Here is a 23209-nt window from a genome sequence, read left to right as displayed (position 1 = left end):
AATAAATTTGATTATCCTCAAAACTTTTTTAGGCAGAAAGCGGTATTAATTTGCGCGCTTAATCATTGCTTTCACCCAGGTTTATTGAGGAGGAGACCATGAAAACCTATGACCGTAATCGTAACGCTATTGCTACCGGCAGCATGGTAATGATCGCCGGTAACGGGACGACGGGCGTGATTAAAGCTATCCATGGCGAGGGGAAAACCGCTGAGCAGCTGCGCCGGGCGGACTGCGTTGAAATCGACGGCTGCGAGGGCCGCTTCTGCCCGTTGGATCTGATCCGTCTCGGCTTCCATTAATTCCTGCCGCCAGGTCGTTAGTATCAGGCCACCTGTGGTGGCCTGCTCTTTTCCCGGGAAATAAAGCGTCTAGCGAAAGCTCCACTGAACACTCATCACAAAGATCGCCGGCACAATAATGCCGCCTTCCACACCGAAATAATCGGTGAAATTATATTGCAGGCCATGATAGAGGTAGGGCGAAAAACCGATGCCGGTGATTTTTTTGGCGGTGCGGTAGGTGCCGGAATCCCCACAGTGGCTGAAGGCATCAAAGAAAAATTCCCCGGTATAGGCATACACCCCTTTCAGTACCCAGCCGGTATCGTTTTTCAGCCAGTCGCGGCGCACGCCGAGAGTCAGGCAGCGATCGTCAAAGCTGTTTTTCATCGTTCCGACCAGCACGCTGTATTTTGAATCCTGAGAAAACTTGCGCTCCACCGAGAAAAAGTTGTTATTGAAATGTTCGTTATATTGTCCGTGGTTACCCGTCATATGATAGACATAGGAACCGGTATTCATCGAATAGAGGTTTAATTCCCCGGCCTGCGCCGACGGCATGGCAACCATTAGTAGCCCTGATAACAAAATCCATAATTTATTTACCATTCAGTAACCTATGCCATACCCGTAAAAAGAACCCGGCATGCTAGCACCGCTTAGCTAAACCAAAGGGCAATCAGATAAACCGACGCTCTTCGCGGCGGGAAAATATGACGCTATCTGCACTATAGCAGTCGCCCTCTCGCCTGGTGAGCGCCTGCGGTTATACTGGAGAAACATTTCTCTAATCGTTAAGGACCGCTGTGTTAGCCACTCTCCTCGTTGCGCTGGTCGCTATTATTCATCTCGCCATCCTGGTGCTGGAGATGTTTCTCTGGGAAGCCCCCGCCGGGCGCCGGGCCTTTAACCTCAGCGCCGATTTCGCCCGGCAGACCCGGGTGCTGGCGGCCAACCAGGGCTTGTATAACGGCTTTCTGGCCGCCGGCCTGGCATGGGGGCTGTGGCTGGGGGCGCCGGGGGTACAGGTGGTTATCTTTTTCCTGGCCTGCGTGCTGGCCGCCGGGATTTTCGGCGCGCTGACCGCCAGCCGCAAAATTCTCTATATTCAGGCGCTGCCCGCGCTGCTGGCGCTGGTTGCCGTGCTGACGCAAGCGTAGGGCCTTGATCCAAAACAGAGAAAGCAGGCGCTAAGGCGGGTACTATTTGCCCCCTTTGGTCGGTCATCGACCGTTAATACCTTCTGAGTTCAGAGGCATTTTTATGACATGGCAATCCTTCAAACAGGCCTGGCTTATCCGGTTCTGGTCTCCTGTCCCGGCGGTCATTGCCGCGGGCATTCTCTCTACCTACTATTTTGGCATCACCGGCACCTTCTGGGCGGTGACCGGCGAATTCACCCGCTGGGGTGGTCAGCTGCTGCAGCTGCTGGGCGTCCACAGCGAACAGTGGGGCTATTACCAGCTGATACATCTCGAAGGGTCGCCGCTGACCCGCATCGATGGCAGGATGATCATCGGCATGTTCGGCGGCTGCCTGGCCGCCGCGCTGTGGGCGAATAACGTCAAACTGCGCTTGCCACGCAGCCGGATCCGCATTGCGCAGGCCGTGGCGGGCGGCATCATCGCCGGGTTCGGCGCACGGCTGGCGATGGGCTGCAACCTGGCGGCCTTCTTCACCGGCATTCCGCAGTTCTCCCTGCACGCCTGGCTGTTTGCCATCGCCACCGCCATCGGCTCCTGGTTTGGCGCCCGCTTCACGCTGCTGCCCCTTTTTCGCATCCCGGTAAAAATGCAAAAAGTGTCCGCCGCCTCGCCCTTAACCCAAAAACCGCAGCAGGCGCGCCGCCGCTTCCGCCTGGGGATGGTGGTCTTTTTCGCCATGATCGGCTGGGGCCTGCTCACCGCCGCAGACCACCCGGCGCTGGGCCTGGCGATGCTGTTCGGTATTGGCTTTGGTCTGCTTATCGAGCGCGCGCAGATCTGCTTTACCTCCGCCTTTCGCGATATGTGGATCACCGGCCGGACGGTGATGGCGAAGGCGATTATCTTCGGCATGGCGGCGAGCGCCATCGGTATCTTCAGCTATGTGCAGCTGGGGATGGCGCCGAAAATTATGTGGGCCGGTCCTAATGCGGCGATTGGCGGGCTACTATTTGGCTTTGGCATCGTGCTGGCCGGCGGCTGTGAGACCGGCTGGATGTACCGGGCGGTGGAGGGCCAGGTTCACTACTGGTGGGTTGGGCTGGGCAACGTCATCGGCTCAACGCTGCTCGCCTGGTGCTGGGACGATATCGCCGCCCCGCTCGCCACCCACTGGCAGAAAGTCAACCTGCTGAACGCCTTCGGTCCCTTTGGCGGACTACTGGCCACCTATCTACTGCTGCTGATCGCCCTGCTGCTGGTGATCGCCTGGGAGAGACATTTTTTCCGCCGCCAGGCGGCGGTCCGGACCGTGAAGGAGAGCGCATGAAAAACATCATCCCTGATTATCGCCTGGATATGGTCGGCGAACCCTGCCCGTATCCGGCGGTCGCTACCCTGGAGGCAATGCCTTCCCTGCAAAAAGGCGAGATCCTCGAAGTGGTCAGCGACTGTCCGCAGTCGATCAATAACATTCCGCTTGATGCAAGGAACCACGGCTACACGGTGCTGGATATTCAACAGGATGGCCCAACCATTCGCTATTTGATCCAGAAGTAGCGCCGTTTTCCCGTCGGCGGCCTTCCCCGCCGGCGCTTGTCTCCTCGTTCCCGCCTCGCCGTTCGCTTACGCATCGCTGACCAGGTAGCCAAACGATTGCAATAGATTGTAACACTTGAAACCGTGTTCCAGTTACGCAATAACCATTAATATAACGCGCCTATATTATTAAAATACGAATAAGTTATTTAGTGAATGGTTTCTGCCGCTATCGGCCAAAGCCGCACACAGCGACACGATAAGGATCGAAATGGAACTGCTGGTCAGGCTGGGTCATTTTTTTGAGCAAGCGCGTTCTGACGCCGACTATGCCACCTTCGCCAATGAACTGCGTCGGCATCAGGTCTCCTACTACATCTATTTTGTTTCCACCGGCAATATGAATTTCGTAATGGCAAACGACGAGGTGGTCTCGGTAAAAAGCGCCCGCGGGCTGCTGCGCGTTCGCGCTGAGGCCAGCCATTGTCTGACCAGGGCCGCCGTTATCCGCCACTTTGCCCGGGCCATTAACTTTGAACAGTACTGCCGGGATCTCGCCAGCGCCGGGGTATTTAAGTGGATCGTCGATCTGGAAGAGGAGACCCGGCACTACTGGTCGAAGGATAATACGCTGTTGTATAAAGAGTGCCTGATGCCCCCCTGAGCCGGTCTCAGGGGGAGGCGGCGAGGGTCAGCCTTTAATCGCGGGTCTGCACCCAAAAGGCGTGGATCAGGCCAGGAATATAGCCCAGCAGGGTCAAAATGATATTGAGAATAAACGCCCAGCCGAAGCCTTTTCCCAGCAGCACACCCAGCGGCGGCAGAATGATAGTGAAAACGATTCTCCAGAATCCCATAACCTCTCCCTTCGTCTAACGTCAATTTTTTACTAAGCTATTCAATAGTTAAGCATAGACGCTTTTCGTCGTTTCGCCAGCAGGCAGCCCCCTCATCTCTGGTAACAAAAATCATTCCCTGCCGTCACGGGCAAAAAAGACCGGGAAAACATTCACTTTTCCCCTCTCCGGCCCGCAGGCCCTGGCAAAGCGCACAGATTGTCAGTTGACCAATCAGGGGGACAGGGCTAAGCCTGGAGGAGTTTCATCACATCGAGTCGTTTTACCAACCGGAGAATATCCATGAGTAAACTTGGGATTAATGGATTTGGTCGTATCGGACGTCTGGTGTTACGTCGTTTATTAGAAGTCAACAGCAGCCTGGAAGTGGTGGCTATCAACGACCTCACTTCGCCAAAGGTGCTGGCCTACCTGTTGAAGCATGATTCAAACTACGGCCCCTTCCCGTGGAGCGTCGACTTTACCGAAGATGCGCTGATCGTCAACGGCAAAACCATTACGGTGTATGCCGAAAAAGAGGCGCAGCATATTCCATGGCAGGCGGCAGGCGCCGAGGTGATTGTGGAGTGTACCGGGTTCTACACCTCGGCCGAGAAATCGCAAGCCCATCTCCAGGCCGGCGCGCGCAAAGTGCTGATTTCCGCCCCCGCCGGCGAGATGAAAACCATCGTCTACAACGTCAACGATGACACCCTGACCCCGGATGACACCATCATCTCCGTGGCCTCCTGCACCACCAACTGCCTGGCGCCGATGGCCAAAGTTCTGCAGGATGCCTTCGGCATCACCGTAGGCACCATGACCACCATCCACGCCTATACCGGCACCCAGTCGCTGGTGGACGGGCCGCGCGGAAAAGATCTGCGCGCCTCCAGGGCGGCGGCGGAAAACGTTATCCCGCACACTACCGGCGCGGCAAAAGCCATTGGCCTGGTGATCCCTGCCCTGAGCGGTAAGCTGAAAGGCCATGCCCAGCGCGTACCGACCAAAACCGGCTCAGTGACGGAGCTGGTATCGGTGCTGGAGAAAAAGGTGACTGCGGATGAGGTCAATCAGGCGATGAGGCAGGCGGCTGAGGGCAATGAATCCTTTGGTTACACCGAAGAGGAGAACGTCTCTTCCGATATCATCGGCAGCCATTTCGGTTCGATCTACGATGCTACCCAGCTGGAGATTGTGGAGGCCGGCGGCGTACAGCTGGTGAAAACCGTCGCCTGGTACGATAACGAATACGGCTTTGTCACCCAACTGATCCGCGTGCTGGAGAAATTTGCCCGCTAAGTAAACGGCGGACAGCCTGCGCTGTCCGCCGGTTCTGTGTGGAGTGCCTCAGGCCTGCAGATAGACCACCTGGGTCTGCAGGTACTCATTCAGGCCGTGGCGGCCATCTGCCCCGCCGATCCCCGACTTACGCCAGCCGGCGTGGAACCCCTGCATCGCCTCAAAGTTCTCACGGTTGATATAGGTTTCGCCAAACTTCAGTCCCTTAATCGCTTTCATCGCCACGTTCAGATCGCGGGTATAGATTGAGGAGGTCAGGCNATAATCGCTGTCATTGGCCATCGCCAGCGCCTCATCGAGGGTCGAAAAGGCCACCACCGGCAGCACCGGACCGAAGGTTTCCTCATGGATAATGTCCATCTCCTGACGTACATCCAGCAGCAGGGTCGGCGGATAAAAATAGCCTTTGCCCTCCAGCGGCTGACCGCCCAGCGCCACCCGCGCCCCCTGCGCCACCGCCTTCGCCACTTTGCCCGCCACCTGGTCCCGCGCCGCCGCGTTGATCAGCGGCCCCATCGCGATGTCATCTCGCGTCGCCGGGTCGCCAAACTGGACGGCCTTCATCGCCTCACCGAGGCGGTTGACGAAGCGGTCGTATATTCCCTGCTGAACATAGACCCGCTCGACGCAGTTACACACCTGCCCGGTGTTAATCACCCGCGAGTCCACTACCGCTTTCACCGCCAGCTCCAGATCCGCATCGTCCATTACAATGGCAGGCGCTTTGCCGCCGAGCTCGAGGCACACTTTGGTGATATTTTTCGCCGCAGCGGCCATAATTTTTTCTCCCGCCGCCACGCTGCCGGTCATGCTGACCATCGCCACCTTCGGATTGCCGGCCAGCTCCTGGCCAACGGTTTCTCCGCGGCCAAGCACAAGGTTAAAGACCCCTTTCGGCAACCCAACCTGATGGACAATCTCGGCAAAGGCGATGGCATTATTGGGCGTAAATTCGCTGGGCTTAATGACGATGGTATTTCCAGTGATCAGGGCCGGCGCCAGCTTGCGGGCGATAAGAAAGAACGGGAAGTTCCACGGCAGGATCCCGGTGGTCACCCCCAGCGCGCGTTTAAAGACAAGGATATTCTCCCCCGGGCGATCGCTCTGCACGATCTCACCTTCGTAACGGCGCGCCCATTCTGCCATATAGTCGAGATAGTCCGCGGTGAACGCAACCTCCACCGCCGCCAGCTGCTGGATCTTGCCGCCTTCAGCGACAATCAGCCCGGCGATCTCGTCGGCACGCTGGCGGATACCGGCGGCAATTTTGCGCAGCCAGCCCGCACGCTCAATGGCCGGCAGCGCTTCCCAGCCGGGCTGGGCGCGCTCGGCGGCGTCAATCGCCAGCCGCGCCTCTTCGGCAGTCCCGTCCGGGATCCGCGACAGCAGCGCTTCGGTCGCCGGGTTAAGCACGTCGATCCAGCCGTCGCCGCGACCGGAAACGAACTGGCCATCAATATACATCGGGTGTTGAACGGGTGCTGTCATGGCTGCTCCTGTGGTGCATTTGTATTTAACAGGTGATTTTTTTGTTAAATATCGAGCGGATAAGCCGCTGTTCGGCAGCACATTGACGCAGTTCTGTGAGCTGATTCATAAAAACGGGCCAAAAATGCCCGCTTGAGGTTACATTTTAATAACACAAATTGCCCGTTTGCGACGAATCTGCCGTAAACGGGCATTTTTCAGCCGAGGGTGCGGGCCTGCAGCGCCCCGGCAAGCTGGGCGTCCTCCCGCAGCTGTCGCCAGGCGTCGAGGATCTCCGGCGGGAAGGTGACATGGCTGATGAAGTCTTTTCCCCGCGGACCGTACCCTTCAGGGGTATCCTGCAGGCGCGGCAGCTCGCCCAGCAGCAGCCCCAGGTAGCGGGTGACCGGCCAGAGCCCCGCTCCGCCGCCCGCGAACCCCAGTTGGCCATCGGTCTGCTCCAGCACCGGCGAGCAGCCGGGAAAGCTCAACCACTGCGGCGTCGTCGTCGCCCCCTGCCAGACGCGGGCGAAGGTAGCCATGGTTCGCCGCTGCATAGTCGGGTCCTGAATGACGATCCCGCGATGATGGGCGAGCCCCCGGCTCTCCAGCGTGGTCCGGGTAAAACGGGCGTTCTCACCGCAGTTGGTTGACTGGTCCTCCACCACCAGCCGCGAATGGGGGATGTGCCAGTAGTCATGAGCAATGTCGGCCAGAACATGCGCTTCCGGGCGGCCATCCACCGGCAACGTACGGTAACGGGGATCCTGGCGCACCGCCTCGTAGAGATAGCCCGTAGAATGTCCCACGCCGCCGCTGATCAGCAGCGGGACCGCCTGCGCCGCCGCCAGACGGCAGGCGGCGTCGATGGTTGGGATCACGGCGTTGCCGGCCAGCACTACCACGTCCACCTGCGGCAGCGCGGGCAGCGTCGCCAGATCGTCCTGCGCCAGCCAGGCGCCGACCTGGTTAGCCGCCGCCAGCGTCGCTGCCGACAGCGGAGGAAATTGTTCTGCCATTCTGTCTCCTTAATCCTCTCTCAGCCGAGCGGAGAGGATGCTTTCGCTATCATAAACGCCGCCTGCCGGGAGGCATAGCGGCGTCGATTTGTAACCATTTTGAAATAACAAGAAACATCTAAAAACAGGCGGGTTGCACCTGANCAACTCACTATGAAAATAACAAAAAACAGCAAAATCAGGTGGAAAATAAAAAATAGCGTCGCGGTTATACCAGTTCAAAGCGCGCCATAACGCCCAGTTTGCCAGCGATAAACTTGCCAATTGNAACCTTCAACCCTAAGTTGCTTAACAATTACACAACCTTTTCACATCAGGTTGCACCCTGCTCGTACAGAGTGACACCTGACCTATCTACCGTGGCGGGAGAACGTTTCGTAATGAGCAATCCACAAGACAACACTGCATCCATTCTGCAGAAAAACAAGAAGGTACTGATCGCGAGCCTGACAGGCAGCGCCATCGAATGGTTCGATTATTTTCTCTATGGCACCGCCGCCGCGCTGGTGTTCAACAAAATCTTCTTTCCGATGGTCGACCCGGTTATCGGCCTGATCCTCTCCTGGCTCTCCTTCTCGCTGACGTTTTTTATCCGCCCCATCGGCGGCGTGATTTTCGCCCATATCGGCGATCGCATCGGCCGCAAGAAGACGCTGGTGCTGACCCTGTCGCTGATGGGGAGCGCCACGGTGGCGATCGGCCTGCTGCCCACCTACGAGATGGTGGGCCTCTGGGCGCCGGCCCTGCTGATTACTCTGCGCATTATTCAGGGCATGGGTATCGGCGGCGAATGGGGCGGCGCGCTGCTGCTGGCCTATGAATACGCGCCGGAAAAGCGGAAAGGCTTTTTCGGCAGCATTCCCCAGGCCGGGGTGACCATCGGCATGTTGATGGCGACATTTATCGTCTCGCTGATGACGCTGTTCGATGAGGCGCAGTTTCTCGCCTGGGGCTGGCGCATACCGTTCCTGCTCAGCTCCGTCCTCGTTTTTCTCGGCCTGTGGATCCGCAAAGATATCGACGAAACGCCCGCCTTTAAGCAGGTGAAAAAATCCGGCCAGGTGGCGAAGGCCCCGCTGCGCGATACGCTCAAGCACCACTGGCGGGAAGTGCTGATCGCCGCCGGCCTGAAAGTGGTGGAGACCGCCCCCTTCTATATCTTCTCCACCTTTGTGGTCAGCTACGCCACCACCACCCTGAGCTATCAGAAGTCGCAGGCGCTGGAATCCGTGACCCTGGGCGCGCTGGTGGCCACCGTGATGATCCCGCTGATGGGGCTGCTGTCAGACAAGGTGGGTCGGCAAAAGATGTACACCCTGAGCGTGGTGCTGCTGGGGCTGTTTATCGTCCCGTGGTTCCTGCTGCTCGACACCGGCACCGGCTGGGGCATCATGCTGGCGACGATCGTTGCCTTCGGCATCCTGTGGGCGCCGGTAACCGCGGTGCTCGGCACCCTGTGCTCTGAGATTTTCAGCGCCAATGTGCGCTATACCGGGATCACCCTCGGCTACCAGCTGGGCGCCGCGCTGGCCGGGGGCACCGCGCCGCTTATCGCCACCGGTCTGCTGGCGAAATATGACGGTGACTGGCGGCCGGTGGCCGTTTATCTGGGCATTACGGTGGCGATTTCGCTGCTGGCGATATTCTGCGCCAGCCGGATGAAGTCCGCGCTGGGCACGGCCCCCTCCCGGGCGGAAAGCGCCTGACCGCCGCCCGCCAGGACTACTACGGCGCCGACTATCCCGCCCGGCGGCGCTGCGCTTGCGCGGGCCTGGGGGGATCGCGCCGCGGGGGAAACCGCTTATCCCTGGTCCNNTAAGCATGTAGGCCTGGTAAGGCGTCAGCCGCCACCGGGCCGAAACAGGCGTCAAGTCTTCCCCCCTGCTTAGCCGGCCGCCAGGGCCGGCGGGTGTCAGGCGCTCTGGTTGTCCAGCTGAAGCTGCCCCTCGCGCCGCTGCTTCAGCTTCCAGAAGCCCCACAGCGCGATAAACCACAGCGGAGAAGCCAACAGCGCCAGCAGCGTGTCCGGGTCAAAGATCATGATGAAGATAGCGAACGCGAAGAACAGCAGGCTCACCCAGCTCATCACCACCCCGGCGGGCATCTTAAAGATCGACCCGGCGTGCAGGTCCGGACGCTGACGGCGGTAAACCAGATAGGCCACGAGGATCATCCCCCAGCTGAACACCACCATAATCGCCGCCAGGGTCGAGACGATGGTGAACAGGGTCATCACGTTCGGCACCAGAAACAGCAACAGCGTGCCGATCAGCATGCAGAAGCAGGAGAACAGCAGGCTGCGCACCGGAATGCGGGTACTGCGCGACAGGATACGAAACTGCCAGTGCGCATGCTTCTCCACCGACAGGCCGTACAGCATGCGGGTGCTGGAGAAGACCCCGCTGTTGGCCGAGGACATCGCCGAGGTCAGCGCCACAAAGTTAATCACCGCCGCGGCGGCAGGCAGCCCGGCCTTGGCGAACAGCGTCACGAAGGGGCTGGTCTCCGCCGACACCCCCGGCCACGAGGCGACAGCGATGATCACCACCATCGACAGCAGATAGAAGATGATAATCCGCAGCGGCAGAGCATTGATCGCCTTGGGCAAAATGCGCTGCGGATCGCGGGTCTCCGCCGTCATGGTGCCCAGCAGCTCAATGCCGGTAAAGGAGAAGATCGCTATCTGGAAGCCGGCGAAAAAGCCGGTGATGCCGTGGGGCATAAAGGCCGTCGGGTCGGTGAGATGGCTGAGGGAGGCCGTCACGCCGTCCGGGGAGGTCCAGCCGGTGGCAATCATCCAGCCGCCGGTGCCGATCAGGGCGATAATGGTGATCACCTTGATCAGGGCGAACCAGAACTCCGCCTCGCCAAACATTTTCACCGACAGCAGGTTAAGCAGGAACAGGATCGCCAGCATGCTGAGGGCCGGCATCCACGCCGACAGTTCCGGGAACCAGTACTGCATATAGCTCCCGCAGACCACTACGTCGGCGATACAGGTCACCACCCAGCTTAGCCAGTAGGTCCAGCCGAGGTAAAAACTGGCCTGCGGCCCGAGATACTCGCCGACAAAGTCGGCAAACGAGCGGTAGTCATGGCGGGTGAGCAGCAGCTCGCCCATCGCCCGCATCACCATATAGGTAAAGAACCCGACCAGCACATAGATAACCAGGATCGAGGTGCCGGCGACGGCGATGTTGCGCCCCGCCCCCATAAACAGCCCGGTGCCGATGGCGCCCCCGAGGGCAATCATCTGGATATGGCGGGCGCTGAGCCCGCGCTTAAGCTGTGACGCGCCTTCACCTCCGGCGGCAGGTGACGCCCGATGTTGATGTTCAGTCATGGTGTTTCCTCAGGCTGGTTGCGGGAGACGAAGGGCAGCGGCGCGGAGCAACAGCCCGGCGCGCTGGCCGGTGGCGACCCCGGCGTTGGGAAAGAGGATATAGGGGGCCCGGGCCTGCACCACCCAACGTTTCTCTGCCTGGCGGGCGATCTCATACCCTGCCGGGAGCGCGGTGAAGTTTTCAACGTCTGCCGCGAGATTAAGCGTAAATTCCCCCTCGCGCTTGATAATGCTCTCCTCGACCAGGAAGTAGTCCACCGGCGCTTTGTCGCGCGGCGGCAGCGGCNCATCAGCGATCCAGGCCCGGATCGCCGCGTCGGCGGCGGCGAACAGGCTGAGATCGTTGGCGCCGAACGGCATCACTTTCCCCAGCTCCAGGGTGGCGCTTTGCGCGGCGAACTTTTCGCAGGTGAAATGGGTGAAGGTGCCGCCCGCTTCGGTATGGCGCACGACGGCGTCCATCCCGCTGGCCTGCAGCAGCTGATAGAAATCGGGCGAAAAATCCCCGGCGTGGGCCGGGAGCAGCGCAAACTGGCGATACAGCGATCCGCGAATGGCGGTGTGCATATCGAGATGACCACGGTTGACCGGCCCCGCCGCATCGGCGGCGCGATAAAAAGCCTGCACCGCCTGCTCCAGCGCAAAAGCCCGCCGCGACTCATTTCCCGGGGTGACCGCCAGATGGCGGCCGCCGAACAGGCGATTCAGGTCGTTATGCAGATAGCGGCGCGCGGCGCGGATCGCCGGCAGATTACCAAAGACGATCAGCAGCGCCTGCGTGAGCGGCTGCCGCCCCTGGCTCAGATCGTGGGTTAGCTGCAGCAGCAGTTCAATCGGCGCGGTCTCATTGCCATGCACGCCGGCGGAGAGGATCGTCGCCCGGCGCCACGGCGCCGTCGGCAGCAACTGTAAAATGCCCTCGCCCAGCCAGCGGGCCTCGATGCCCGCCGGAAAGGTCCACGCCTGCAGGCGGCAGTGCAGTAAATCGTTAACCAGGTGCTCCATCTGCCGCTCCTTAACGCTGAAAATCATAGACCGCGCCGAGGCGCAGGATCTGCGTCAGCTCATCCAGCGCCTGATAAACCTCGCGCAGCAGCTGCGGGTCCGCCAGATCGCGGGCATGCAGCCGGTCGCGATAGTGTTTTTCCACCCATGCCGTCAGCTGCTGATAACGTTCGTCGTTCATCAGGCTATGGGCGTTGACCGCCTGGCGCTCCGCCTCGTTGAGCACCACTCGCAGCCGCAGACAGGCCGGGCCGCCGCCGTTGCGCATGCTTTCCCGCAGGTCAAAGACCGCCACTTCATCGATCGGCGATGCGCTATCGGCGGCGAGATCGCTGAGATAGCGCCAGACGTTTTCCCGCTGGCGGCACTCCTCCGGCACCACGATCAGCATCTTGCCGTCTGGTTTGCTCAGCAGCTGGCTGTTGAACAGGTATGAGGCCACGGCGTCATCGAGCGAAACCCGCTCGTCCGGCACTTCCACGCTGGTGAACGGGATATCCAGACTGTCGCTTTTAGCCCGCAGCGTGGCCAGCACTGTCGCCTGATCGACAAACGCCAGCTGATGGTGGAACAGCACATGGCGATTGCTGACCGCGATGACGTCGTTATGAAACACGCCGCGATCGATAGCCTGTGGCGCCTGCTGGGCAAACACCGTGTAGCGCGGATCCAGCTGATGCAGGCGGGCCACCGCCTCACTGGCCTCGAGGGTCTGCCGCGCCGGATACTTCACCGGGGCGATACCGCCGCTGGCGCGTCGACCATAGACGAAAAACTGCACCCCCTGCCGGTCATATTCCCGGCAGAAGCGGTTATGGTTGGCCGCCCCTTCATCGCCGAGGTCGCCATGCTGCGGCAGCGCCGCATGGTGGGCAAAGTAGCGCGGATCGGCGAACGTGGCGCCCAGGATCGCCGAGGTGGTGGGTGCCTCCTGCATACGGTGCAGCTTATTGTTCAGGTTGGCGACGGTGAAATGGACTTTGCCATCGGCGCTGTCCGCCGACGGTGAGACGGTCGCCGCGTTGGCGGTCCACATCGACGAGGCGGAGCTGAAGGCGGAGAGCAGCTGCGGCGCCGCGTGGGCCGCCTGCCGGATAACCTGCTCATCGCTGCCCTGGAAACCCACTTCACGCAGCAGACGCAGATTCGGNCGCGGCTGCGGCGGCAGAATGCCCTGCACGAAGCCGCGATCGGCCAGGGCTTTCATTTTATACAGCCCCTGCAGCGCCGCCTTTTTAGGGTTAGAGAGACCATCGCGGTTATTTTGCGAGGCTTCATTGCCGACGGAGAGTCCGGCGTAGTGGTGCGTCGGGCCGACCAGGCCATCAAAGTTTGCTTCAAAACCAGACATATGTCCTCACAGGATCCGTTATCAGAATGGCAGGCCCGGCGATACCGTCGCCGGAAGCGTCAGCGTATCGCTGACCAGAGAGGCCATCGGCCAGGCACAGTAATCGGCGGCGTACCACGCTGCCGCGCGATGGTTGCCGGAGGCGCCCACCCCGCCAAACGGCGCTTTACTCGATGCGCCGGTCAGCGGCTTGTTCCAGTTGACGATCCCGGCTCGCGCCTCGTCCGCCAGCTGATCAAACTGCGCCGCATCGCTGGAGATCAGCCCGACGGCCAGGCCATAGCGGGTCTGATTGGCGAGGCGAATCGCCTTCGGGAAGCCGTCGTAACGGATAATCGTCAGCAGCGGGCCAAAGTACTCTTCATCCGGCACCTCAATACCGGTGACGTCGACGATCCCCGGGGTCAGCACCGTGGAGCGCGGGTCAGGCTGGCGCATGCGCAGCAGCACCTTGCCGCCGAGCCCCTCCAGTTTTTGCTGCGCCGCCAGCATGTTCTGCGCAGCGTCGAGAGAGATCACCCCGCCCATAAACGGCGCCGGCTGATCATCCCACTTGCCGGCGCGGATCTGCGCGCTGGCCTCTACCAGCCGCTGCAGCAGCGCATCCCCCTGCTCGCCGCGCGGCACGATCAGCCGGCGCGCGCAGGTGCAGCGCTGCCCGGCAGAGATAAACGCCGACTGGATAATCACATGCAGCGCCGCATCGATATCGGCCACGTCGGCGACGATCAGTGCGTTGTTGCCGCCCATCTCGAGGGCCAGCATCTTCTCCGGCTGGNGCCGAAGGAGCGATGGAAATGGAAACCGGCCGCCGCGCTGCCGGTGAACAGCACGCCGTCGATATCACGATTTTCCAGCAGCGCCTGGCCGGTGGCTTTTCCGCCCTGCAGCAGGTTGATCGCCCCGTCGGGGATGCCCGCCTGCTGCCACAGCTGGACCGTCATTTCAGCGGTAGCCGGCGTCAGCTCGCTGGGTTTAAACACAATGGTGTTCCCGGCGATCAGCGCCGGAATGATATGTCCGTTGGGCAGGTGGCCCGGGAAGTTGTAGGGGCCAAAGACCGCCATCACGCCGTGCGGTTTGTGGCGCAGCAGCGCTTTACCGTCCGGCAGCGTCGACTCATGAAAGCCCGTCCGCTGGTGATAGGCTTCGATGGAGATCGCGGCCTTGCCGATCATCGCCTGCACTTCGGTGCGGGTCTCCCACAGCGGCTTGCTGGTCTCGCGGGAAATCAGGGTCGCCAGCGCCTCTTTATGCGTCTCCAGCAGCGCGGCAAAACGCTGTACGACGTCAATACGCTCGGCCAGCGGCCGGTGCGACCAGGGATAAAACGCCGCGCGCGCCGCGGCGCAGGCCGCCTGGACGTCGTCAGCCCCCGCGCTGGCCGCCTGCCACAGCAGCGACTGATCCTCCGGGGCCAGTTTGCTCATCGTTGCGCCGCTGCCTGGCAGCCACTGCCCGGCTATAAACTGTGCTTTTACCGCCATGATCTGTTGTCCTCTGGATTCAGGGTTACCGTATAAACGCGGTCGGTTTCACTGACCTGCAGCGCGTCCAGCGCGGCGCTGTCAAGCGAGACCTGCTCTTCGTGGGCCACCAGCAGCGCCCGAAAGTTGTCGAATTGACCGTTGGCGACGAGGGTCGGCGCCGGCAGGTCGCCCATCAGCTGCCGGACAGGCAGACGCTGGCTGTCGCGCACGGCGCGGATCTGATCGGTGTCCGCCTCCAGCACCGGACCGGCATCGAAAATATCCACCGAGCCGCGCCAGCTGAAACCCTCTTTCTCGAGGATCGCCCGCGCCGGGGCGGTATTGGGATGCACCTGACCGATGACCCCGCGGGCCGCTTCCGGCAGCAGTGAGATATAGATCGGGTACGCCGGCATCAGTTCGGCAATAAAGGTTTTCATGCCGGTGCCGGTCAGCCGGTCGGCATCGGCGAACGGGATGTCGAAGAAATGATGGCCCAGCGCATCCCAGAACGGCGACTGTCCCTGCTCATCGCTGCAGCCGCGCAGTTCGGCAAACAGGTGCGGGGAGAACCACTCGCGAAAGGCGGCGATAAATAAAAAGCGCGCCTTGGAGAGCAGCAGACCATTGCGGTTGCGCTGATACGCCGGGTCGAGAAACAGCGTACACAGTTCGCTGTGCCCGGTGTGGTCATAGCTGAGATTAAGCAGCTCCTGGGGCTTATAGACTCCCAGCGCTTTCGAGGCGCGTACCGTTTTCTGAATGCGAAAATTGTAAAACGGCTCGTCCAGGCCCACTGCGACCTCAATGGCGCTCACCCCCACCACCCGCGCCAGCGCGGTGTCCTCCAGCACAAACAGGAAACCCTGCTGGCTGCGTGGCAGTTCGCCGGCGAAGGTCTCGATACTGCGCCGGATCCGGGCCGCCAGGCGCCCGACGTCATGCGGTAAAGAGGTCATGCCGACCCCCGCCCGCGCGGCGAGGCGGACGATGTCGTCGAGATCGTTTTCCCGTACGGGACGAAATAGCATCACAGGCCGTCCTCCCGGTTAGCGGGTTAAGCGGGCAACGGCGCGATCAAGGCGCACGAAGGCTTCCGCAATATCCGCCAGCGGGATATTGAGCGCCGGCGCGAAGCGCAGCACGTCCGGGCCGGCAATCAGGGCGATCAGCCCCTCTTCCGCCGCCAGGTTAGTCAACGTTTTCGCCTTGCCGCGCAGCGGCCCCGCCAGCTCAGCGCCGATCAGCAGACCGGTGCCGCGCACGGCGCTGAACGCATCGTATCGGGCAGAGATCGCATTCAACTGGTCAACGATCAGCGCATGGCGCTCGCCAACGCCCGCCAGCAGCGGCGCATCGAGATGGGCCAGCACGGCGTTAGCGACGGTTGCCGCCAGCGGGTTGCCGCCGAAGGTGGTGCCATGGGTGCCTGGCTGGAAGACCTGCGCCCAGGCCTCTTTCGCCAGCATCGCGCCGATCGGGAAGCCGCCCCCCAGCCCTTTGGCGCTGGTGAGAATGTCCGGGACGACGTTGTAATGCTGGTAGGCGTAGAGATGGCCGGTACGCCCGGCGCCGGTCTGCACCTCATCGAATATCAGAGTGGCATGATGGCGATCGCAGAGGGTACGCAGCGCCTGCAGGAACGCCGGGTCCGCCGGGATCACCCCGCCTTCGCCGATAATCGGCTCGACGATCACCGCGCAGGTGCGCGAGGTGATCGCCGCGGTGACCGCCTCGATATCGTTATAGGGCAGATGGGTAATGCCCTGCGGCAGCGGAGCATAATCGCTGGAATATTTCGGCTGGCCGCCAACGGAGACGGTGAACAGCGTGCGGCCATGGAAGGCGTGGTTGAAGGCGATGATTTCGCTTTTTTCACCGCCAAACTTATCGTGGGCATATTTCCGCGCCAGCTTAAGGGCCGCCTCGTTGGCTTCGGCGCCGGAGTTGCAGAAAAACACCTTGTCGGCAAAGGTCGACTGCACGAGGGTTTTTGCCAGCTGCAGCACCGGCTCGTTGGTATAGCCATTGCCGATATGCCACAGTTTCGCCAGTTGATCCTGCAGGGCCTGAGCCAGCGCCGGGTGAGCATGGCCCAGGGCGTTCACTGCGATGCCGCCCGCCATATCGATATACTCTTTCCCCTGCTGGTCCCAGACGCGGGAGCCCGCCGCTCTGACCGGAATAAACGGCGCGGGGGCAAAACAGGGAACCAGGTAAGCGTCAAAATCTTCGCGAGTCATACTGCCTGACATAATTTATCTCCGGAACGTAAGACGACGGAAAACGCTCCCGTCGCGTTGGACAATCGACATCAACCCTGCCCCTCGGCTTATTTTGGGCACGAGCGCGCCCGCTGCGATGGTAAAAATATTCATCACAGAAAAATAAAGCCCTATTCTTTTTACGGGTAATTGTTAATTCATGGTTAATGCCATGTTGTTGTGTGGGCTAATGCTGGCCTGTGAACAACATGATTGTCAATACGGACAAAAGCAATTTATTCACTTTTTGAAGATCATCAAGATAATGAAAAACATAGAAAAAATATTTTCTTATGCGCATAAGTGAATAAAAAGTGAATTAAAATGCACAGCTTGCGGGTGGTTGACGTGCGTAGTTATTCACTTAAAAAATAAAAAATCTAACAAAAATTTAAAAATCGGAATTGCCGTCAAATACCGCTTTATAAAATTGGTGATACCATTCATTGCACAGAGTTTACTGCTGTAGCTATTCCACGGTTTTACACGACATAAATAACACTGAGAAACAGGACTCTTATGGAAAAGTTATCTTACGCATCTGAAAGTAGTACATCTCCATGGACCACCTACCTGCGCCAGATCGACCGCGTCGCGCCTTATCTCGGCGATCTTGCCTACTGGGTGGAAACCCTGCGCCATCCGAAGCGCGCGCTGATCGTCGACATTCCTGTGCAAATGGACGACGGCACCATCCGCCACTTCGAGGGCTATCGCGTTCAGCACAATCTGTCGCGCGGACCGGGTAAAGGTGGTGTTCGCTACCATCCGGATGTCGATCTTAACGAAGTCATGGCACTTTCTGCCTGGATGACCATTAAGTGCGCCGCGGTCAATATTCCTTACGGCGGGGCCAAAGGCGGCATCCGCGTCGACCCCTTCTCCTTGTCGGAAGGTGAACTGGAGCGTCTGACCCGCCGCTACACCAGCGAAATCGGCATTATTATCGGGCCGCAGAAAGATATTCCGGCGCCGGACGTCGGCACCAATGGCAAAGTGATGGCATGGATGATGGACACCTACTCCATGAACCATGGCACCACCATCACCGGCGTGGTCACCGGCAAACCGATCCACCTCGGCGGCTCCCTCGGTCGTGAAAAAGCCACCGGACGCGGCGTGTTTGTCACCGGCCGGGAAGTTGCCCGTCGCGCCGGTATCGAAATTGAAGGCGCCAAAGTGGCGCTGCAGGGCTTTGGTAACGTCGGTAGCGAAGCGGCCCGCCTGTTCGCCGGCGTCGGCGCTCGTATCGTGGTTATTCAGGATCATACCGCGACCCTGTATAACGAAGGCGGAATCGATATGGCCGCCCTCACCGCCTGGCAGGCGGAGAAAAAGCAGATTGCCGGTTTCCCGGGCGCCCAGGAGATCGATAAAGACGCCTTCTGGACCACTCCGATGGACATCCTGATCCCGGCGGCGCTGGAAGGGCAAATCACCCGCGAGCGCGCTGAGAAGCTGACCTGCAAACTGGTGCTGGAAGGGGCCAACGGCCCAACCTATCCGGAAGCGGACGACGTGCTGGCCGAGCGCGGCGTGATCGTGGTGCCGGACGTTATCTGCAACGCCGGCGGGGTNACNGTCAGCTANTTNGAGTGGGTNCAGGANNTNNCCAGCNTNTTCTGGAGCGAAGAGGAGATCAACGCCAAGATGGACCGCATTATGACCGACGCTATCGTGCACGTCTGGGATAAAGCCGCCGAGAAAGAGTGTACGCTGCGCACCGCCGCCTATATCGTGGCCTGCGAGCGCATCCTGATGGCGCGTAAAGACCGCGGCATCTACCCGGGCTGATCCCCATCAGCAACCGCATCAGGGGTGGCCTTGCGCCGCCCCTTTTTTTCTTTGCCGCGCCGTTAACCGCCGAGGATGTGCGCTATCTGACGAGGAGTTGTTCGGCAAAGGTGACAACGTCACGCAAGTAATAACCATCCGCTGCCCGTAGGGGATTATTTTTCGATTAAATCAAAATCGCCATGGGTATAGCGTAAGCCAGTGACGTTGTCGGCAGTGAAAATATGTTCGATGGTGAGGATGTCCTCCGGCGCGAGGGTAATATTCGCGGCGCCGGCATTGTCGCGCAGGTGAGCAATTTTCCTTGCCCCCGGGATAGGCACGATATCCTCGCCTTTGCTCATCACCCAGGCAAGGGCAATCTGCGCAAGGGTCGCGTCATAGCGGGTGGCCACCTGCTGAAGGCGCTCAAGCAGCAGCTGGTTTTTGCGCATGGTTTCGGCCTGGAAGCGCGGCAGATGGCGGCGGAAATCATCCGCTGCCAAAACGCCGGGATCGGTAATTGTCCCCGTCAGGAAGCCGCGGCCAAGCGGGCTGTATGGCACAAAGCCGACCCCCAGCTCGCGGCAGGTGTGGAGAATACCGGCCTCCGGCTCGCGGCTCCATAGCGAATATTCCGTCTGCACGGCAGCGATCGGATGTACCTTGCAGGCCCGGCGCAGCGTCTGAGCAGATACTTCCGACAGACCGATATGGCGAATTTTACCCTCTTTAACCAGATCGGCCATAGTGCCCACCACCTCTTCCACCGGTACCGCGGGATCGACGCGGTGCTGATAGAGCAGATCGATGGTCTCGACATTCAGTCGCTTCAGCGACCCTTCCACTGATTCGCGAATATGTGCCGGACGGCTGTCAACGCCGGCCATCCGCTCCAGACCCTGGCCGGTCGGCAAAATACGAAATCCAAATTTGGTGGCAATCTGCACCTTATCGCGAAAACCTTTAATCGCTTTTCCGACCAGAACTTCATTATCGAAAGGACCATATACTTCGGCGGTATCCAGGAAGGTCACGCCCATGTCCATGGCGGCATGGATCGTATTTATCGCCTGCGACGTTTCAGCGCCGCCATAGGCAAAACTCATCCCCATACATCCGAGACCTAATGCGGAAACCTGAAACTTCTCTTTTCCAAGATAACGTGTTTTCATCTTATTTTCCTTAATTGCTGAATGGCATTAAATATATACTTCCCTTTCATATTGATAACAATTAATCTATTCCGAACGCGGTGTTAGCTGGAAATTAACAATGAAAACCTTGCCCGATCTGCAACAAATAGAAATATTAATACTCATAGTGAAACATGGCAGTTTTCGTCAGGCCGCTAAAGCGTTAAACCTTTCCCCACCGGCCCTTACCGTCGCTATTAATCATCTGGAAGAAAAGTTAGGCGTGCGCCTGCTAAATCGCTCAACGCGCAGTTTGTCATTAACCGCAGTGGGTGAGGAATTTCTTAATAATATAACGCCGGTGGTCAATGATTATCGCCGGGTGGTGGACAGTCTGAATTATCACCGTCTGACTCCGGAAGGCGTGGTGAAAGTTAATTTACCGCGCATTGTTATTGACCTGTTTTTTCAAGACTATTTTATCGCCTTTAAAAACGCCTGTCCCAATGTGACGCTCGAACTGTATGCCACCGATCGGAAAGTCAATATTATCGAGTCCGGTTTTGACGCCGGCATTCGCTATTCGCAGGATGTGCCCAAAGAGATGATTGCCATCCCCTTTGGCGAGAAACTATCGCTGATCCCGGTGGCCAGCCCGGATTATATACGCGAAGCCGGAGAGCCCGATACCCCGCAGTCATTAGTTAATTTCCGCTGCATTAACCGCTGTTTTCCTGGTGGTGAGAAGTACCGCTGGGAGTTTATTGGCCCCAGCGGCGAGCTTAGCGAGGTCGCGGTTAAAGGCGATCTGGTCGTCGATGCCGATAGCGCAATGATCCAGGCCGCGGAGAGCGGATTAGGCATCGCCTTTGTCTATCAGTCGCTGGTGACGCAGCAGCTGAGCGCGGGCAGCCTGGTCCATTTGTTACCCGGCTACCGCTATCCTGCCGACCATTTCTGCGTCTACTACCCAAGCCGGAAACATATTCCCGCCCCCCTGCGGGCCTTTATCGCCTGGGTGATGGCGCAGAATAAAAATATCCTCGGTCAGCAGACCGCACGACACAGATCGCGGCCGGAAGATTAACTACAATTAACGTACATACCGTTAACCAATTTCTATCTTTCATCTTGAACTCCGGCGGTTATCCGGCATAAAATCGTTAGAGCTCTAACGATATTGACAGACGACCTATGGACAATCGACAGCTTACCTTCTCTCATCTTTTATACCTCACCGCGCACCACTGGCGGCTGGCGGTCAATCGTCGGCTGAAAAATCTCGGTCTCAGCCAGGCCAGCTGGGTGGCGGTAGCGTCCATCGCCCGCCACCAGCAGCCGCTGTCGCAAAGCGAACTGGCGCAGGAGCTGGGGGTGGAGAGCCCGACCATTGTGCCGTTGATCCATCGTCTGGTCGCCCTCGGACTGGTTGAGCGCATCACCACCGCCAGCGACAAACGTAAGCGACTGCTGGTGGTCACCGACAAAGGGAAGGCCCTCTATGAACAGGTCAAAACGGTGGCTGACGATCTGCGCGAAGAGATCCTGACGGCGATTACCCCACAGGAGCAGGAGCAAACCCAGCGGGTGCTGGAAAAGCTGTTGCGCGAAGTGGAGAAGAAATAATGCCCCGTCGCCAGGATAACCCCTACGCCCCGCATGACTGGGCGCCGCATGAAAAACCGGCTCTGCTCGGTTCGCCGTCGACGCCGCTGCACAGTCCGGCGAAACGCCTTGCCTACGGCGTGGTCGGTCTGCTGGTATGTCTCACCGGCGCGCTGGGCAACGCAGTGGTCACCGCGAACCTGCAGCTGCTGCAGGGTACCTTCGCCGCCTGGTCGNCAGAAATCGCCTGGCTGCCGGCGGTATACGTGATGACCAACGTCTCCATCAACCTGCTGCTGGTGAAATTCCGCCAGCAGTTTGGCCTGCGCGCTTTCACCGAAGGCTTTTTGGTGCTCTATGTGCTGGTCACCTTTTTCCACCTCTTCGTCAACGATCTCAGCTCAGCGATGATGGTTCGCGCCGCCCACGGCATGGTGGCCGCGGCGCTCAGCTCGCTGGGGATCTACTACCAGGTACAGGCCTGGCCTGCGCGCCATCGCCTGAAAGGGCTGACTATCGGCATCACCGGCTCGTCGCTGGCCATTCCCCTGGCGCGCCTCTTTTCCACCGAACTGCTGCAGACCGATGAATGGCGCGGTCTCTACTTCTTTGAGCTGGGCCTGGCGCTGGTGTCGCTGGCCTGCGTCATCGCGCTAAAACTGCCGCCAAGCGATCGTAAAAAAGTGTTCGAAAAAAAGGATTTCATTACCTTCTTTCTGCTGGCGCCAGGCATGGCGCTGGTGTGCGCCGTGCTGTCGCTGGGGCGGCTCGAGTGGTGGTTTGAAGCGCCGTGGATCGGCTGGGCGCTGGCGGCGGCGGTAATACTGATCGTCGCTGCGATTACCTTCGAGCATAACCGCAGCAACCCCCTGCTCAATACCAAATGGCTCTCCAGCGGCAGCATCGTGCGTCTGGGCCTGATTATGCTGTTGATCCGCATCGTGTTGGCGGAGCAGAACACCGGGGTCATCGGCTGGCTGCAGTACGTTGGCCTGCAAAACGAACAGATGACTAACCTCGCGTGGTCGATTTTCGCCGGTATTCTGTGCGGGATCATTGCCAGCTGTCTGACGCTCAACCCGCAGAAGCTCTACTGGCCGACCGCCACCGCGCTGGCGCTGATCATGATAGCCTCGCTGCTCGACAGCCAGTCCAACGCCCTCACCCGTCCGGAACAATTAATGTTCAGCCAGTTTTTACTCGGCTTCGGCAGCGCCTTCTTTCTGGCCCCGGCGATGCTCGCCGGGATTGGCGGCGTGTTTGCCGACCCGCGCAACCTGGTCAGCTTCTCGGTGCTGTTCGGCATGAGCCAGAACATTGGCGGGCTGCTCGGCTCGGCGATCCTCGGCACCTTCCAGACCTGGCGTGAGAAATTCCACTCCAGCCAGCTGGCGGACCAGATAACCACCCTGAACCCGCTGATCGTCGAGCGGCTGCAGCAGTACAGCCAGATGTATCAGAGCCAGATTGGCGACAGTACGCTACTCAACGTTCAGGCCACCACCCTGCTGCAAAACGCCGCGGCGCTGCAGGCCAATATTCTCGCCTGGAATGATACCTATCTGCTGACGGCGGCGATCTCCGCCGGGACACTAGTGTGGGTTTTCTGGCGCTTAATTCGCTTACGACTGACTGCCCGTATCGCGTTGCAACGCGCTACCGGCAGCAAATAATTAT

At 59.6% G+C, this 23209-nt stretch carries 22 protein-coding genes and 2 pseudogenes; 13 read left to right on the top strand and 11 right to left on the bottom strand.

Annotated features, from left to right (window positions below; all coding sequences use genetic code 11):
• The first annotated feature begins 98 nt into the window (after positions 1 to 98).
• Positions 99 to 302, top strand: a complete 204-nt coding sequence (gene ydfZ / locus VZP09_RS07505; protein WP_004151566.1) for a putative selenium delivery protein YdfZ — start codon at positions 99 to 101, stop codon at positions 300 to 302.
• 69 nt (positions 303 to 371) lie between these two features.
• Here ydfZ and VZP09_RS07500 read toward each other — a convergent pair whose 3' ends face one another.
• Positions 372 to 851, bottom strand: a complete 480-nt coding sequence (locus tag VZP09_RS07500; RefSeq protein ID WP_004179667.1) for a hypothetical protein — start codon at positions 849 to 851, stop codon at positions 372 to 374.
• Positions 852 to 1087: 236 nt separating this feature from the next.
• On the opposite strand from VZP09_RS07500, the gene VZP09_RS07495 reads away from it, so the two are divergent.
• The 4 genes from VZP09_RS07495 (at position 1088) to VZP09_RS07480 (ending at position 3626) form a co-directional block, all read left to right on the top strand.
• A complete protein-coding gene (locus tag VZP09_RS07495) occupies positions 1088 to 1441 on the top strand; it encodes a DUF1304 domain-containing protein (RefSeq protein ID WP_002903236.1) in 354 nt (117 codons plus the stop codon).
• A 103-nt stretch (positions 1442 to 1544) separates the two neighbouring features.
• Positions 1545 to 2753 (top strand): selenium metabolism membrane protein YedE/FdhT, encoded by a 1209-nt coding sequence (gene yedE / locus VZP09_RS07490; protein WP_002903234.1) that lies wholly within the window; start codon positions 1545 to 1547, stop codon positions 2751 to 2753.
• Positions 2750 to 2983: a sulfurtransferase-like selenium metabolism protein YedF gene (yedF, locus tag VZP09_RS07485; RefSeq protein ID WP_002903233.1), complete on the top strand. Its 234-nt coding sequence runs from the start codon at positions 2750 to 2752 to the stop codon at positions 2981 to 2983. Before yedE ends, yedF begins: the two co-directional genes overlap by 4 nt.
• 250 nt (positions 2984 to 3233) lie before the next feature.
• The gene (locus VZP09_RS07480) at positions 3234 to 3626 is read left to right on the top strand and encodes a DUF1398 domain-containing protein (RefSeq protein ID WP_004224558.1); all 393 of its coding nucleotides are present in this window, start codon (positions 3234 to 3236) and stop codon (positions 3624 to 3626) included.
• 34 nt (positions 3627 to 3660) lie between these two features.
• On the opposite strand, the gene VZP09_RS07475 is transcribed toward VZP09_RS07480, so the two are convergent.
• Positions 3661 to 3819 carry a YqaE/Pmp3 family membrane protein gene (locus VZP09_RS07475; RefSeq protein ID WP_002903230.1) on the bottom strand — a complete coding sequence of 53 codons (159 nt, stop codon included), beginning with the start codon at positions 3817 to 3819 and terminating at the stop codon, positions 3661 to 3663.
• Between the two features lie 282 nt (positions 3820 to 4101).
• On the opposite strand from VZP09_RS07475, the gene gap reads away from it, so the two are divergent.
• Entirely contained in the window at positions 4102 to 5100 is a 999-nt protein-coding gene (gap, locus tag VZP09_RS07470) for a type I glyceraldehyde-3-phosphate dehydrogenase (protein ID WP_328795009.1), read from the top strand.
• Between the two features lie 48 nt (positions 5101 to 5148).
• Here the strand turns inward: gap and aldA are convergent, their stop codons facing one another.
• The gene (gene aldA / locus VZP09_RS07465) at positions 5149 to 6588 is read right to left on the bottom strand and encodes an aldehyde dehydrogenase (protein ID WP_328795008.1); all 1440 of its coding nucleotides are present in this window, start codon (positions 6586 to 6588) and stop codon (positions 5149 to 5151) included.
• Between aldA and VZP09_RS07460 the strand changes: the two genes are divergently transcribed.
• On the top strand, positions 6587 to 6724 hold the full coding sequence (locus VZP09_RS07460; protein ID WP_004140057.1) for a hypothetical protein: 138 nt from the start codon (positions 6587 to 6589) through the stop codon (positions 6722 to 6724). The genes aldA and VZP09_RS07460 overlap by 2 nt on opposite strands.
• Positions 6725 to 6785: 61 nt before the next feature.
• Here VZP09_RS07460 and VZP09_RS07455 read toward each other — a convergent pair whose 3' ends face one another.
• Positions 6786 to 7586: a YdcF family protein gene (locus tag VZP09_RS07455; protein WP_328795007.1), complete on the bottom strand. Its 801-nt coding sequence runs from the start codon at positions 7584 to 7586 to the stop codon at positions 6786 to 6788.
• Between the two features lie 380 nt (positions 7587 to 7966).
• On the opposite strand from VZP09_RS07455, the gene VZP09_RS07450 reads away from it, so the two are divergent.
• On the top strand, positions 7967 to 9292 hold the full coding sequence (locus VZP09_RS07450; protein WP_004183871.1) for an MFS transporter: 1326 nt from the start codon (positions 7967 to 7969) through the stop codon (positions 9290 to 9292).
• 206 nt (positions 9293 to 9498) lie between these two features.
• Here VZP09_RS07450 and VZP09_RS07445 read toward each other — a convergent pair whose 3' ends face one another.
• The 6 genes and pseudogenes from VZP09_RS07445 to VZP09_RS07420 form a co-directional block, all read right to left on the bottom strand.
• On the bottom strand, positions 9499 to 10929 hold the full coding sequence (locus tag VZP09_RS07445; RefSeq protein ID WP_032414869.1) for an amino acid permease: 1431 nt from the start codon (positions 10927 to 10929) through the stop codon (positions 9499 to 9501).
• Between the two features lie 9 nt (positions 10930 to 10938).
• The gene (gene astE / locus VZP09_RS07440) at positions 10939 to 11934 is read right to left on the bottom strand and encodes a succinylglutamate desuccinylase (RefSeq protein WP_328795006.1); all 996 of its coding nucleotides are present in this window, start codon (positions 11932 to 11934) and stop codon (positions 10939 to 10941) included.
• A gap of 10 nt (positions 11935 to 11944) precedes the next feature.
• Positions 11945 to 13285, bottom strand: coding sequence for an N-succinylarginine dihydrolase (astB, locus tag VZP09_RS07435; protein ID WP_032414867.1), 1341 nt, complete (start codon positions 13283 to 13285; stop codon positions 11945 to 11947).
• Positions 13286 to 13306: 21 nt separating this feature from the next.
• Positions 13307 to 14772: pseudogene (gene astD / locus VZP09_RS07430) on the bottom strand (succinylglutamate-semialdehyde dehydrogenase).
• Positions 14763 to 15785, bottom strand: coding sequence for an arginine N-succinyltransferase (gene astA, locus VZP09_RS07425; RefSeq protein WP_004140076.1), 1023 nt, complete (start codon positions 15783 to 15785; stop codon positions 14763 to 14765). Before astA ends, astD begins: the two are co-directional and overlap by 10 nt.
• 18 nt (positions 15786 to 15803) lie before the next feature.
• The gene (locus VZP09_RS07420) at positions 15804 to 17009 is read right to left on the bottom strand and encodes an aspartate aminotransferase family protein (protein WP_021466165.1); all 1206 of its coding nucleotides are present in this window, start codon (positions 17007 to 17009) and stop codon (positions 15804 to 15806) included.
• Positions 17010 to 17178: 169 nt separating this feature from the next.
• On the opposite strand from VZP09_RS07420, the gene VZP09_RS07415 reads away from it, so the two are divergent.
• Complete coding sequence (locus tag VZP09_RS07415; protein WP_032414864.1) at positions 17179 to 17325, top strand: hypothetical protein; 147 nt, start codon at positions 17179 to 17181, stop codon at positions 17323 to 17325.
• Between the two features lie 212 nt (positions 17326 to 17537).
• Positions 17538 to 18812, top strand: coding sequence for a Glu/Leu/Phe/Val family dehydrogenase (locus VZP09_RS07410; protein WP_328795005.1), 1275 nt, complete (start codon positions 17538 to 17540; stop codon positions 18810 to 18812).
• A gap of 155 nt (positions 18813 to 18967) precedes the next feature.
• Here the strand turns inward: VZP09_RS07410 and VZP09_RS07405 are convergent, their stop codons facing one another.
• Positions 18968 to 19966 carry an aldo/keto reductase gene (locus tag VZP09_RS07405; RefSeq protein WP_328795004.1) on the bottom strand — a complete coding sequence of 333 codons (999 nt, stop codon included), beginning with the start codon at positions 19964 to 19966 and terminating at the stop codon, positions 18968 to 18970.
• A 100-nt stretch (positions 19967 to 20066) separates the two neighbouring features.
• Between VZP09_RS07405 and VZP09_RS07400 the strand changes: the two genes are divergently transcribed.
• The 3 genes and pseudogenes from VZP09_RS07400 (at position 20067) to VZP09_RS07390 (ending at position 23205) form a co-directional block, all read left to right on the top strand.
• Complete coding sequence (locus VZP09_RS07400; RefSeq protein ID WP_040189455.1) at positions 20067 to 21014, top strand: LysR family transcriptional regulator; 948 nt, start codon at positions 20067 to 20069, stop codon at positions 21012 to 21014.
• Positions 21015 to 21121: 107 nt separating this feature from the next.
• Positions 21122 to 21553: a MarR family winged helix-turn-helix transcriptional regulator gene (locus VZP09_RS07395; protein ID WP_002902969.1), complete on the top strand. Its 432-nt coding sequence runs from the start codon at positions 21122 to 21124 to the stop codon at positions 21551 to 21553.
• Positions 21553 to 23205 (top strand): annotated as a pseudogene (locus VZP09_RS07390) (MFS transporter). The gene VZP09_RS07395 and the pseudogene VZP09_RS07390 overlap by 1 nt, the downstream one beginning before the upstream one ends.
• Positions 23206 to 23209: the final 4 nt, after the last annotated feature.

Source organism: Klebsiella sp. EMBS2024, assembly GCF_036233805.1.
Classification (GTDB): Bacteria; Pseudomonadota; Gammaproteobacteria; order Enterobacterales; family Enterobacteriaceae; genus Klebsiella; species Klebsiella pneumoniae.
The sequence above is the reverse complement of the archived record's forward strand: the minus strand, read 5'-3'. Positions and strand labels throughout refer to the sequence as shown.